Source organism: Pseudomonas sp. MDT1-16, assembly GCF_054898115.1.
Window position 1 is genome coordinate 1,308,315 of sequence record NZ_CM142717.1, and the last position, 12,347, is coordinate 1,320,661.

Sequence of the window (12,347 nt, forward strand, 5' to 3'; positions counted from 1 at the left end):
TGGGCGCAAGCCTATACTGGCGACTACAAGTCGTCATTCGGGAGCCCTGCGATGTTCGCTCTCATGCAAAGCACTCGCCTTGAATCGCTGCATCTGAGCGTCGACCCGGTCACCGGGTTGAAGGCGGTGATTGCCATTCATAACAGCCGTCTGGGGCCTGCCCTGGGTGGGTGTCGTTACCTTGCCTATCCCAGCGACGAGTCCGCCGTCGAAGATGCAGTGCGTCTCGCCCAAGGCATGAGTTACAAGGCCGCGCTGGCCGGCCTGGCTCAGGGTGGCGGCGTTGCGGTGATTGTCCGCCCGATCCATGTGGAAAACCGCGCCGCACTGTTCGAAGCGTTCGGGCGCTGCATCAATCAGCTCGACGGCCGCTACATCACCGCCATCGACAGTGGCACCTCCGTGGCGGACATGGATTGCATCGCCCAACAGACCCAATACGTCACCAGCACCACCTCGGCGGGCGACCCTGCGCCGCACGCGGCGATGGGGGTGTTCACCGGCATTCGTGCCACCGCCATGGCCCGTCTGGGCAGCGATAACCTCGAAGGCCTGCGCGTGGCGATTCAAGGGCTCGGCAACGTCGGCTATGCCCTCGCCGAACAGCTGCACGCCGCCGGAGCCGAACTGCTGGTCAGTGACATCGATCACGGCAAAGTGCAACTGGCGATGGAGCAACTCGGTGCTCACCCGATCGCCAACGACGCGCTGCTCAGCACGCCCTGCGACATCCTCGCGCCCTGCGGTTTGGGCGGCGTGCTCAACAGCCACAGCGTGACGCAACTGCGCTGTGCAGCGGTGGCCGGTTCGGCGAACAACCAATTGACCCATCTGGAAGTCGCCGATCAGTTGGAGCGGCGGGGCATTCTGTATGCGCCGGATTACGTGATCAATTCCGGCGGCCTGATCTACGTCTCGCTCAAGCATCGCGGCGAAGAGCTCACGACCATCACCGCACACCTGTCGAAAATCAGCTCACGGCTGACCGAAGTCTTCGCCCATGCTCAGGCGGAAAAACGCTCGCCGGCCCGAGTGGCAGACGAATTGGCGGAGAAAGTGTTGTATCAATGAAGTGAACCGATGAAGGAGTGAGGGCCTATCCGGCAGACTTGCTCCCAAGGCCTGGTGCCACAAGCGTCAGGCTTGACTGACGCACGCTGACGAGGTGTGCCGGGAGCCTGGGATGCTTCACAAGGTTGAGCTGCCTTACACCCGATTTTTATCCCCTGACGGCCAATTGCTCGGCGAACTTCCTGCCTGGGCCGACGATTTCAATGTGCTGACGCGCCTTTATCGGCAGATGGTCCTGACCCGTCTTTTTGATCAGAAAGCCGTCGCCCTGCAACGCACCGGGCGCATCGGCACTTATGCGCCGACGTTGGGCCAGGAAGCCATTGGTGTCGCCGTCGGCAGCGTGATGCACGCCGAAGACGTATTGGTGCCGTATTACCGTGACACCGCCGTGCAGTTGATGCGTGGGGTGCGCATGGAAGAAATCCTCCTGTACTGGGGCGGCGACGAACGCGGCAGCGACTTTGCCGACCCGGCGGCGGCCCAGGACTTCCCGATCTGTGTACCGATTGCCACCCAGGCCTTGCATGCCTGCGGTGTCGCCAGCGCCTTTAAAATCCGCGGTGAACATCGGGTCGCCGTCACCACCTGTGGCGACGGCGCCACCAGCAAAGGCGATTTCCTCGAAGCCCTCAACGTTGCCGGTGCCTGGCAGTTGCCGGTGGTGTTCGTGGTCAATAACAACCAATGGGCGATCTCGGTACCGCGACGGATTCAGTGCGGCGCCCCGACCCTGGCACAGAAAGCCATCGGCGCAGGGTTCCACGGCGAACAGGTCGACGGCAATGACATGCTCGCGGTTTACGACCGAGTACACGCAGCCCTCGAACGGGCACGCCACGGTAAAGGCCCGGTGTTGCTGGAATGCCTGAGCTATCGCCTCGGCGACCACACCACCGCCGACGATGCCACGCGCTACCGGCCGGCGGACGAGGTCAAGCAGGCCTGGCTGGAAGAACCGGTCAAACGCCTGCAACGTTTCATGGTCGGGCAGGGCGTCTGGGACGAAGGCCGCGAGCAGGCCCTGATCAGCGAATGCCAGGGCCTGGTGCAGCGTGCTGTGGATAACTTCGAAGCAGCGGGGACTCAGGCACCCGAATCGGTCATGGATCACGTCTACGCCCGATGGCCGGAGCCCCTCGCCGGGCAGCGTGAAGAGTTGCTCGACAGGGCGGCGCGCCGCGCGGGAGATTCGAGCCATGAATAACGGCAAAGTCACGTTGTTGGAAGGGGTGAACCTGGCGCTGCATCGGGCCATGAGCGAAGACGAAAACGTCATCGTCCTCGGTGAAGACGTCGGGGTGAACGGCGGCGTGTTTCGCGCGACTCAAGGGCTGCGCGACCGCTTCGGCTTCAAGCGAGTGATTGACTCGCCGCTGGCCGAAACCATGCTCGGCGGACTGGTGATCGGCATGGCCGCGCAGGGCCTGAAACCGGTGGTGGAAATCCAGTTCATGGGCTTCATCTACGCGGCCATGGAGCACCTGGTGTCCCACGCCAGTCGCATGCGTAATCGCACTCGAGGGCGGATCACTTGCCCGATGGTCATGCGCACACCGATGGGTGCAGGGATTCGCGCACCGGAACACCACAGCGAAAGCACTGAAGCCCTGTTCGCGCACATTCCAGGTCTGCGGGTGGTAATTCCGTCATCGCCGGCCCGGGCCTATGGCTTGTTGCTGGCGGCCATCGATGACCCTGATCCGGTGGTGTTTCTCGAACCGACCCGGCTCTATCGCATGAACCCGCAACCGCTGTTGGATGATGGCAAGCGCCTGCCGCTGGACAGCTGTTTCACCCTGCGCGAAGGCAGTGACATCACGCTGATCAGCTGGGGCGCCTGTGTAATGGAAACCCTGCAAGCCGCCACCGAATTGGCCGAACGGGGCGTCTCGGCGGAAGTGATCGATGTCGCGACTATCAAGCCGCTGGACCTCGACACCCTGGAAGCCTCGGTGCGCAAGACCGGTCGCTGCGTGATCGTCCACGAGGCACCGCGCTCCTGTGGCGTCGGTGCAGAAATTGCCGCGAGTCTCTACGAACGGGTGTTGCTGGACTTGCAGGGACCGATTCAGCGAGTTACCGCGCCGGACATTCCGCCGCCGCTGTATCGACTGGAATCGCTCTATACGCCCAATGTCGAGGACATTTTGCTGGCCTGCGACAACGTACTGCTGCACTACCTCTAAAAAGACGCCTGAACCCAAGGAGGCCGCGATGAAATATTTCAAACTGCCGGATCTGGGAGAGGGTTTGCAGGAGGCGGAAATCGTTCGCTGGCACGTCAACGTTGGCGATACGGTCAAGGCCGATCAACTGCTGGTGTCGGTAGAAACCGCCAAGGCGCTGGTGGATATCCCCGCACCGTATGACGGTGTGGTGGCAAAACTTTATGGCGGCGAAGGCGACATTATTCACGTCGGTGAACCGCTGCTCGGTTACGAAGGCGAAGCAGACGCCGGCACCGTCGTGGGGCGACTCGAAGGTGGCGGCAGTAATCAGGAGGATTCGTTTTTCATCGGGGCTGCCCCCTCGACCCGAGAGCACCTGGCGGCTTGCGCCACACCGGCCGTGCGGCAACTGGCTCGGCAACTCGGTGTGGAGTTGAGCGGTTTGACGGGCTCCGGTCACAAGGGGCTGATCACCCGCACGGATGTGGAAACCGCGGCTCAAACAGAACGCGAGCGCTTCGGCGGAGAACGGTTGCGCGGCGTGCGGCGCAGCATGGCGCTGAACATGGCCCGGTCCCATGCCGAAGTCGTGCCGGTGACGATTTTCGGTGACGCCGATCTGCATCGCTGGGGTCAGGCACGTGAACCGCTGATTCGTCTCGCCAAGGCGATGGCCGCAGCGTGCGCCGTGGAACCGGTACTCAACAGCGCCTTCGACGGCAAAAGCCTGTCGCTCAAACAGCACGAACGGCTCGATTTGGGCATCGCCGTGGACACCCCGGACGGCCTGTTTGTGCCAGTGCTGCGCGATGTCGGTCGTCGCAGCGCGGCTGACTTGAAGGAAGGCGTCATGCGATTAAGAGCCGATGTGCAGGCGCGATCGATTCCGCCCAAGGAAATGATGGGGGCAACCCTGACGTTGTCGAATTTCGGCACCTTGTTCGGCCGCTACGCCAACCCCGTGGTGGTGCCGCCGCAAGTGGCAATCCTCGCCGCTGGCGCGATTCGTGACGAACCGGTGGCGGTCGACGGCGCGGTGGTGGTGCATCCGGTTCTGCCGCTGTCCCTGACTTTCGATCATCGCGTGGTGACGGGCGGCGAGGCGGCGCGTTTCTTCAAGGCCTTGGTCGAGGCGTTGGAACGTTAGCATCCGACCAAATCACCTTCCTAACTCCAGCTTTAAGGGCGAAGGTGTCCGCGTATTTTAAGCGGACGCGATCACCCTTATCGCCAGGATTTTCATGCGCCTACGAAGCTCTTATCCCAAACCGTTCATGGCCCAAGTTGTTCAGGATTGCCTGCAACCCGGAGCAACCATCTCCAGCGTTGCCATCAGCCACGGCATCAATGCCAACGTCATTCGCAAGTGGATGCCGCTCTACCGGGGGGCAGCCAGCAGCATCGCTGCCGGCTTTTGCGGCATTCGGCATGGCCCGGAAGTCGAAGTGGATAGCGAACAGCTTCAGGCCTTGGTGCTGGGGCTGCCCTGGCAGCGAGTCGATGCGGGCGGCTCGATCACAGTGCTTTGACACTTTCCGATAGCCCATCGGTTTATCGCCGCTGATCGCCTGCTCTGGCACAATCAGCGGCAGGACGTCCTCACCCAACCTCGACCAGATGACTCCGGAACAGCTTCGCGCCTTGGCCGAACAGGCCATGCTGCTGTCCCAGGTCGATGTCATGGGCAAGAAAATCCATCGTCTTGAAACCTGCACTCGATTGGCGGGTTGTACGAAGTTGAACGGCAAGCGCGGGACATTAGCGATGGGGGTCGCTGGCGAATATGGTGCTTTGGGACTTACAAGGATGGCGCAATTAACGGAGTAGTCATAACGATGATTTTGGTTGTTGAGGGTATCAGCGCCAGCGGGAAAACCACTTGGTGCGCTAAGCATGGAGGGCAGCATGTCATTCCTGAAAACGGCCGGTTTGAAAACGAGCCGGATCGGATAAAGGATCCAGTCGGAGCAGCAACTTTTTGGGCGGAGCGAAACGTGGATCGCTGGCAAAAAGCGTTGGCCATGGAAGACATTTCTTCGTGGGCTTTGTGTGACAGTGACCCTCTCAAGCTCCACTACATTTGGGGCCTTTGGCAGATCGGCGAGGCGAGCGAACACGACTGGCGAATAGAGTTGGACGCCACAAGAGAAACGATCGCACAAGGACGTATTGGCTTTGCTGACTGTTACGTTGTTGGCAGCATAGATCCTCAGCTCGCGCGCGAACGAGCCAAAGCAGACATCACCCGCCGACGGAGTAGATTCGAGCTACACCTGCGCCTCCAACAAGCTCTGCTGACCTGGTACTCAGCTATGGATGAAGTGCTTTCCGGCAGAGTGCGATTCGGGTTTCCTTTAAAAATGCCCACCGTGGAAAACCTTGATGGAAGATATTCGGTAACGGCCTTTGATCAAATGATCGCATCGCTCCCCAGAAAATAATCAGCCCTCTTGCCGACAGGGATTTGAGAGGCTGATGCAGAGAACGTGAATTGACGTGAAAGCAATGTATAGGCGTATTAGCCAGCCGCTTACGCTGGAACAACCCGAAGCCTGACTTTTTCGCAGGCATGAAAAAGGCCCTGAGTCATTTGACTCAGGGCCTATTCAATTCGGGTGTTGCTTACTTGGCAGCCTTGGGGGCTTTAGCTGGCTTGGTCGGCTCATCGCTCGCCACTTCAACAGGTGCAGGCGCCTCAACAGGGGCAGCCTTTTCAACGGCTTCAGCAGGCGCATTGAGCAATTCGGACAACGCGTCCGGCTGGCTCTTGAACGCCTTGGCGAACACATCGCGATTCTTCGCCATGTAGATCCCGGCTTCTTCCACTTGCTGCTCGGTCAGGGACGGAACGGCTTTTTGCAACACTTCAGCCAACAACTCGGCCAGTTCGAGCATTTTGTCATGACGGTCAGCTTCGGCTTTATCCATGAACAAGCGCTCCAGATCTCGGCTGCTGCGGTATACCACTTCGACGGCCATTCACCACCTCACATGCCTTCACATTAAGTTGTCTTATTCGACCACTGTATTTATATACAGCGAAAAGGATAAGCGAATCCCTGCGCTTTGGGTAGTGGCTTTTTAATGTAGACCGAATTCAGGGTTTGTCAGGCCGATCAGCCCCACCGGGTGCGACCAAACGCCACGGAGCGTGTTTTAGAGCATCTCGCCATCATGTGGCAGGCGCCCCTGGCCTTTTTTCTGCATGCAGAACAACCGTCACGTCAAACTCGCATCATCCGCTCGAACCGAGCTAAGGAAGAATCATCGTGAAAATCAACTGGGCCGAGAACCTGCGGCAGAACGTGCACCAACTGGCCGAGTCCATGGGTAACCTGTTCGTCGAGACCTTCCACTACCTGGCGCTGTTCGCCATCGGTGCAGTCACCGCGTGGGCGGCGGTGATGGAGTTTTTGGGGATGATCGAAGAGGGACACATCAAGATCGATGACATCTTGCTGCTGTTCATCTACCTGGAACTGGGGGCGATGGTCGGGATTTATTTCAAGACCAACCACATGCCGGTGCGCTTCCTGATCTACGTGGCCATCACCGCGCTGACGCGCCTGCTGATCTCCAACGTCTCGCACCACAATCCGCCGGATGTTGGGATCATCTACCTGTGTGGCGGGATTCTGCTGCTGGCGTTTGCGATTCTGGTGGTGCGTTACGCCTCGTCGCAATTCCCTTCGGTGAAGATCGAGCACCCGCAACGCAAGGTTGGCGCGGGCTCCGGTGAGCATCCCGACGTCGAGAAGGGCGAGATTTAAAGCCCCATGACTGGCCGGCTGTGGCCCTTGACGTGCGGCGGTGGCGGGGTGTGATTGTCACCGTCAGTCATGGCTTCGAGGATGGCCACGGCGCTGTGGCCCTGTTCGATGGCGATGCCGAACTGAATGCTTTGCACCAGGCGTTTGAGGCGCTGGGGGTCGTTGCGTTGTTCGGCGCTGATCATCCGTTTGGCGACCACGCGGCCGCTGTTGGAGAGGGTCAGCATGATGCGGCCATCCAGACCCTGAATGCTCAGGTTGATCTGATAATCCGGTGCAAAGGCATCGGTAATGAGCTGAAAAGGGTTGTCCATGATGCGTCACCGCCTGATTGAACGTGCAGTTGTTGACCGGCCGTTATCGGGTTGGTTCGCAGTACCAGACCATCGGCAGGCCGTTCGCTGAGATTTGAAAAAGTCCTTTTAGCCTCAGCAGTGACGTAGCAAGAGGCATGCCGGAAAAAATGTCGGACAATAGACACGGCAAATGAAGGCGGCTATGCAGTCAAGAAAATCTCAGGGGGAAACCCTCCTTGTAGCAGCTGGCGCAGCCTGCGTTCGGCTGCGAAGCAGTCGTAAAACCTTTGCGCGCGGTCTGCCTGACGCACCGCGTTGGTTGATTTCACGACTGCTTCGCAGCCGAACGCAGGCTGCGCCAGCTGCTACATATTCGTGCTATGGCTTACCTATTCGGTATCAAGCCTTTTTTCCTGCCCGTTTCAGGGCATGAATGAGTAGATGATCGCAGACAGTGCAATCAAACCGATCAGCACCACAAACACGTTCGAGGCCTGACCCGAGTACTGGCGCAAAGCCGGCACGCGGCGGATGGCGTACATCGGCATCAGGAACAACAGGCACGCAATGATCGGCCCGCCGAGGGTTTCGATCATGCCGAGGATGCTCGGGTTGAACGTTGCCACGGCCCAGCAGCTGAGGATCATGAACAGCGCGGTCACGCGGTTCAGCCAGCTCGCCGACATCACCCGGCCACGGCCGCGCAGGCTTTTCACGATCAGGCCCTGAAAGCCTTCGCTGGCACCGATGTAATGGCCGAGGAAGGATTTGGTGATCGCCACCAGCGCAATCAACGGCGCAGCGTATGCGATGACCGGGGTCTGGAAGTGGTTGGCCAGGTACGACAGGATCGAGATGTTCTGCGCCTTCGCTGCCGCCAAATCAGCCGGGGACAGGGCCATCACGCAGCTGAAGCAGAAGAACATCACCGTCACCACCATCATCGCGTGGGCGATGGCGAGGATGCCGCTGCTCTTGGGTTCGGCCTGTTCGCCGTAACGCTCCTTCTGATCGACGGCGAACGCAGAGATGATCGGCGAATGGTTGAACGAGAACACCATCACCGGGATCGCCAGCCACAGCGTTTTGAAGAACAACGGCAGCGGCATGCCTTCACTGGCGGTGGCGACGAACGCGCCATTCCAGTTCGGGATCAAGCTGAAACCGAGGAGCAGCAACGCCGCGACGAAAGGATAAACCAGCACGCTCATGCATTTGACGATGACGCCCTGGCCGCAACGCACGATCGCCATCAGGCCGAGGATCAAGCCCAGCGACAAAATCGCCCGCGGAGGCGGTGCGATGTGCAATTGATGCTCCATGAAGCTGCTCAGGGTGTTGGTCAGCGCCACGCTGTACACCAGCAGAATCGGGAAGATCGCGAAGAAATACAGCAGCGTGATCAGCTTGCCGGCGCCGATGCCGAAGTGTTCTTCCACCACTTCGGTGATGTCCCCGGAACGCCCGGACAACACGAAGCGGGTCAGGCCGCGGTGGGCGAAGAACGTCATCGGAAACGCCAGCACCGCCAGAATCAGCAATGGCCAGAAACCACCGACCCCGGCGTTGATTGGCAGGAACAGCGTGCCGGCGCCAATCGCCGTGCCATAGAGGCCAAGCATCCAGGTGGTGTCGTGTTTGCTCCAGCCCTTGGTGGCTGTTGCGGTGTCGCGTTTGAGGTCTACAGCAGGATTATCGGCAGCAGGTGTACGTACATCGGTCATCGTTTTGGCCTCGTTATTGTTCTTGCTCGGGCTCACGCGAAACGGTCAGGGAATGCTCCTCAGCACTCCACCCAGCTCACCGCCAGGCCGCCCCGTGAAGTCTCTTTGTATTTGTCGTGCATGTCGGCGCCGGTATCGCGCATGGTGCGGATCACCCGGTCCAGGGAAATGAAGTGTTTGCCGTCGCCGCGCAGGGCCATTTGCGTGGCATTGATCGCCTTCACGGCGGCGATCGCGTTGCGTTCGATACACGGCACTTGCACCAGCCCGCCGACCGGGTCGCAGGTCAGGCCGAGGTTGTGTTCCAGGCCGATTTCGGCGGCGTTTTCCAGTTGTTCCGGTGTGGCGCCGAGGATGTCGGCCAGCCCGGCGGCGGCCATCGCGCAGGCCGAGCCGACTTCGCCCTGGCAACCGACTTCGGCACCGGAGATTGATGCGTTTTTCTTGCAGAGAATGCCTACCGCCGCAGCGCCCAAGAAGAACGCTACGACGTCATCGTCCGACGCGTCCGGGTTGAATTTCATGTAGTAATGCAGCACCGCCGGAATGATCCCCGCCGCGCCGTTGGTCGGCGCCGTGACCATTCGTCCGCCCGCCGCGTTTTCTTCGTTCACGGCGAGGGCGAACAGGTTCACCCACTCCATGGCCGACAGCGTGGAGGTGATGACATTCGGCTTGCCGATTTCCAACAGGCTGCGGTGCAATTTCGCGGCGCGGCGCGGAACATTCAGACCGCCGGGCAGGATGCCTTCGTGGCGCAACCCTTGTTCGACGCACTCGCGCATCACCGACCAGATGTGCAGCAGGCCCTGGCGGATTTCGGCTTCGCTGCGCCAGGCCAATTCATTCGCCATCATCAACTCGGAAACGCGCAGGCCGTGCTGGTTGCAGAGCTTGAGTAGTTCGGCGGCGCTGGAGAAATCGTACGGCAGCACCACATCGCTGGTTGGCGCGATGCCGGACTCGGCTTCTGCCGCTTCGATGATGAAACCGCCGCCGATCGAGTAGTACGTTTGCTCTGACAACTCACCGGTATCGCCAAAGGCTGTCAGGGACATGGCGTTGGGGTGGTAGGGGAGGCTCTCGTCGAGTAGCAGAAGATCGCTCTGCCAGTTGAAGGCAATGGTGGTTTTGCCTGCCAGAGACAGTTCACCGGTTTCACGTAGGGTCTGGATGCGACTGTCGATGGACGTGGGATCGATGCTATCGGGCCATTCGCCCATCAGGCCCATGACGCAGGCGCGATCGGTGGCGTGGCCGACGCCGGTGGCGGAAAGGGAACCGTACAGGCGGATTTCAACCCGACGTACGGCATCCAGCAATTGCTGGTCAATTAGTGCCTGGGCAAAGGTCGCCGCGGCGCGCATCGGGCCGACGGTATGGGAACTGGACGGACCGATGCCGACTTTGAAGAGATCGAAAACACTGATAGCCATGCTAAAGCCTATACAAGCAATGGAGGAGAAATCGCTGCCATTTTTGTAGGACAAGCGCAATGTCGGCGATACTGCCTACCTCGGTCCTACGTGACCAACGAAACTTCCTAAGAAAGCCTTTAGCAGGACTAAACGATGAGTCGTCAATTGCATGCCCAGACTTACGTCTGGCTGCACGTGTTTTCCTGTGCCGCTCGGCACTTGTCGTTCACTCGATGTGCCGAAGAGCTGCACATCACGCCGGGTGCGGTCAGTCAGCAAATCCGACAACTGGAAGAACGTCTGGGGTTTCGACTTTTCCACCGTCGCGCTCGGGGTGTGGAATTGAGTGCTAAAGGCCAGCGACTGGCCATCACGGTCAACGAGGCTTACGGCAGCATCGACGCGGAATTGCGACGACTGGATGCGGGGATGATCAGCGGGATTCTACGGCTGCGCTCGATTCCGTCGTTCCTGAGCAAGTGGCTGACGCCGCGTCTACCGCGTTTGCAGCAGCGCTTTCCGGACATTCAATTGCGCCTGGTGGCCGAGGACAGCAGCGTGCCATTGCATGAAGGCGATTTCGATTTGGCCATCGACCTGAATGACGGCAGCTATCCCGGACTTTTATCCACAGCCTTGCTCGATGAACAAATCTTCCCCGTCTGTGCCCCGAGCCTGCTGCGCGGCCGCCCGCCGCTGCATGGCCCGGCGGATCTGATGCATTTCCCGTTGCTGCACGACATCACCGCCTGGCGCGGCAGTTACGAGTACGCGGAATGGGAGTTCTACCTCAATGCCATCGGCTTCGAAGGTGCGGACGTGCGGCGCGGGCATACCTTCAATCGCAATCATCTGACCATCGAAGCGGCGATTGCCGGGATGGGCGTGGCGATTGCGCGGCGAACGTTGTTGAACGATGAGCTGGAGCGGGGGACGTTGATCGTGCCGTTTGGCCTGGCGGTGCCCAATCACAAGCGTTACGTGCTGCTCTATGCGCCAGGTGCGCTGAGTCATCCGGGCGTGCGCGCGGTACATGACTGGCTGGTAGAGGAGGCGGGGGTTTTTCGTAGCCTGCACCCGCTGGGGGAGCGGCAGATGCAAGCTGCTTGGGACATCAGACAGGGGCGACCCAACTCCCGACATTAACAGCGCTTCTGCTCCTTGTCCGGCTTTTTTTGCGAATCGAAATTTATCTTTTTTTAGGGGTTGAATTGTTCTGCGAGCAGACCGATTGTGTAAGTAAGAGGTCACGGTGATGACGCCCAAGGGCCAGCCGAAGTACCTCTCGCTAGCTAGCTGAAATAAGGGATGAACTATGCAAATCCAAGTCAACAGCGATAACCATATTCAAAGCAGCATCCGACTGGAGGAGTGGGTACGTACTACCATTGAGAGCACGCTAGAACGTTATGAAGAAGACCTGACACGCGTCGAGGTTCATCTGCGGGACGAGAACGGCGACAAGCCCGGTCCCCATGACATGCGCTGTCAGCTGGAAGCGCGGCCAAAAGGCCACCAACCGATTTCTGTCACCCATAAAGCCGATACCCTGGAGCAAGCGATCGACGGTGCGGCCGAAAAACTTGAACATGCGCTTGAGCACCTGTTTGGCAAACTGCGGGGCAAACCACGTGCCGCGGTGGTGCCATTCGAGAGAGTCGCTGCCGATGCGTTGCTGGAAGACGAGTTTCTCGAGAACGAACAGGCTGCGCAAAACGGTTGAAGCCTGATTAATTTTTTACCTTTCCACTGACAAACGGGTCTGCTTATGCAGGCCCGTTCTCGTTTGGGCTGATCGTTACTGATCGTTCCCACGCGGAGTGGTCGGCATCCCCCCATCTCAACTATTTTGCATATGAGAATATTTATCATTAGTATTGCGGCCTTGTTGGTCCCG

12 protein-coding genes and 1 pseudogene are annotated in these 12,347 nt (G+C 59.5%); 9 read left to right on the forward strand and 4 right to left on the reverse strand.

Translation table 11 applies throughout. The annotated features are described in order from the left end of the window. Window positions 1–51: 51 nt before the first annotated feature. From ACYZT3_RS05835 to ACYZT3_RS05860, 6 genes are all read left to right on the forward strand, one after another. The gene (locus ACYZT3_RS05835) at window positions 52–1,071 is read left to right on the forward strand and encodes a Glu/Leu/Phe/Val dehydrogenase family protein (RefSeq protein ID WP_462031688.1); all 1,020 of its coding nucleotides are present in this window, start codon (window positions 52–54) and stop codon (window positions 1,069–1,071) included. 112 nt (window positions 1,072–1,183) lie between these two features. Beyond that, the gene (gene pdhA / locus ACYZT3_RS05840) at window positions 1,184–2,278 is read left to right on the forward strand and encodes a pyruvate dehydrogenase (acetyl-transferring) E1 component subunit alpha (RefSeq protein WP_462031689.1); all 1,095 of its coding nucleotides are present in this window, start codon (window positions 1,184–1,186) and stop codon (window positions 2,276–2,278) included. Next, window positions 2,271–3,260 (forward strand): alpha-ketoacid dehydrogenase subunit beta, encoded by a 990-nt coding sequence (locus ACYZT3_RS05845; RefSeq protein WP_462031690.1) that lies wholly within the window; start codon window positions 2,271–2,273, stop codon window positions 3,258–3,260. The genes pdhA and ACYZT3_RS05845 overlap by 8 nt, the downstream gene beginning before the upstream one ends. 28 nt (window positions 3,261–3,288) lie before the next feature. Then, window positions 3,289–4,389, forward strand: coding sequence for a dihydrolipoamide acetyltransferase family protein (locus tag ACYZT3_RS05850; RefSeq protein ID WP_462031691.1), 1,101 nt, complete (start codon window positions 3,289–3,291; stop codon window positions 4,387–4,389). 94 nt (window positions 4,390–4,483) lie between these two features. After that, a complete protein-coding gene (locus ACYZT3_RS05855) occupies window positions 4,484–4,771 on the forward strand; it encodes a transposase (RefSeq protein ID WP_282375175.1) in 288 nt (95 codons plus the stop codon). A gap of 306 nt (window positions 4,772–5,077) precedes the next feature. Continuing rightward, window positions 5,078–5,683 carry a hypothetical protein gene (locus ACYZT3_RS05860; protein WP_282375177.1) on the forward strand — a complete coding sequence of 202 codons (606 nt, stop codon included), beginning with the start codon at window positions 5,078–5,080 and terminating at the stop codon, window positions 5,681–5,683. Window positions 5,684–5,966: 283 nt separating this feature from the next. On the opposite strand, the pseudogene ACYZT3_RS05865 reads toward ACYZT3_RS05860, so the two are convergent. Next, window positions 5,967–6,221 (reverse strand): annotated as a pseudogene (locus ACYZT3_RS05865) (YebG family protein); the annotation flags it as partial. 290 nt (window positions 6,222–6,511) lie between these two features. Between ACYZT3_RS05865 and ACYZT3_RS05870 the strand changes: the two are divergent. Further along, window positions 6,512–7,012, forward strand: a complete 501-nt coding sequence (locus ACYZT3_RS05870) for a phosphate-starvation-inducible protein PsiE (RefSeq protein WP_462031692.1) — start codon at window positions 6,512–6,514, stop codon at window positions 7,010–7,012. Here ACYZT3_RS05870 and ACYZT3_RS05875 read toward each other — a convergent pair. From ACYZT3_RS05875 to ACYZT3_RS05885, 3 genes are all read right to left on the reverse strand, one after another. Next, window positions 7,009–7,326 carry a DUF3509 domain-containing protein gene (locus tag ACYZT3_RS05875; protein WP_282375179.1) on the reverse strand — a complete coding sequence of 106 codons (318 nt, stop codon included), beginning with the start codon at window positions 7,324–7,326 and terminating at the stop codon, window positions 7,009–7,011. The genes ACYZT3_RS05870 and ACYZT3_RS05875 overlap by 4 nt on opposite strands. A gap of 404 nt (window positions 7,327–7,730) precedes the next feature. Next, the gene (locus ACYZT3_RS05880) at window positions 7,731–9,032 is read right to left on the reverse strand and encodes a serine/threonine transporter (RefSeq protein WP_462031693.1); all 1,302 of its coding nucleotides are present in this window, start codon (window positions 9,030–9,032) and stop codon (window positions 7,731–7,733) included. A gap of 59 nt (window positions 9,033–9,091) precedes the next feature. Next, window positions 9,092–10,468 (reverse strand): L-serine ammonia-lyase, encoded by a 1,377-nt coding sequence (locus ACYZT3_RS05885; protein WP_462031694.1) that lies wholly within the window; start codon window positions 10,466–10,468, stop codon window positions 9,092–9,094. Between the two features lie 135 nt (window positions 10,469–10,603). On the opposite strand from ACYZT3_RS05885, the gene ACYZT3_RS05890 reads away from it, so the two are divergent. Together ACYZT3_RS05890 and ACYZT3_RS05895 are read left to right on the forward strand one after the other, a co-directional pair. Then, on the forward strand, window positions 10,604–11,596 hold the full coding sequence (locus tag ACYZT3_RS05890) for a LysR substrate-binding domain-containing protein (RefSeq protein WP_462031695.1): 993 nt from the start codon (window positions 10,604–10,606) through the stop codon (window positions 11,594–11,596). A gap of 169 nt (window positions 11,597–11,765) precedes the next feature. Beyond that, window positions 11,766–12,173: an HPF/RaiA family ribosome-associated protein gene (locus ACYZT3_RS05895; RefSeq protein ID WP_054049780.1), complete on the forward strand. Its 408-nt coding sequence runs from the start codon at window positions 11,766–11,768 to the stop codon at window positions 12,171–12,173. Window positions 12,174–12,347 lie beyond the last annotated feature (174 nt).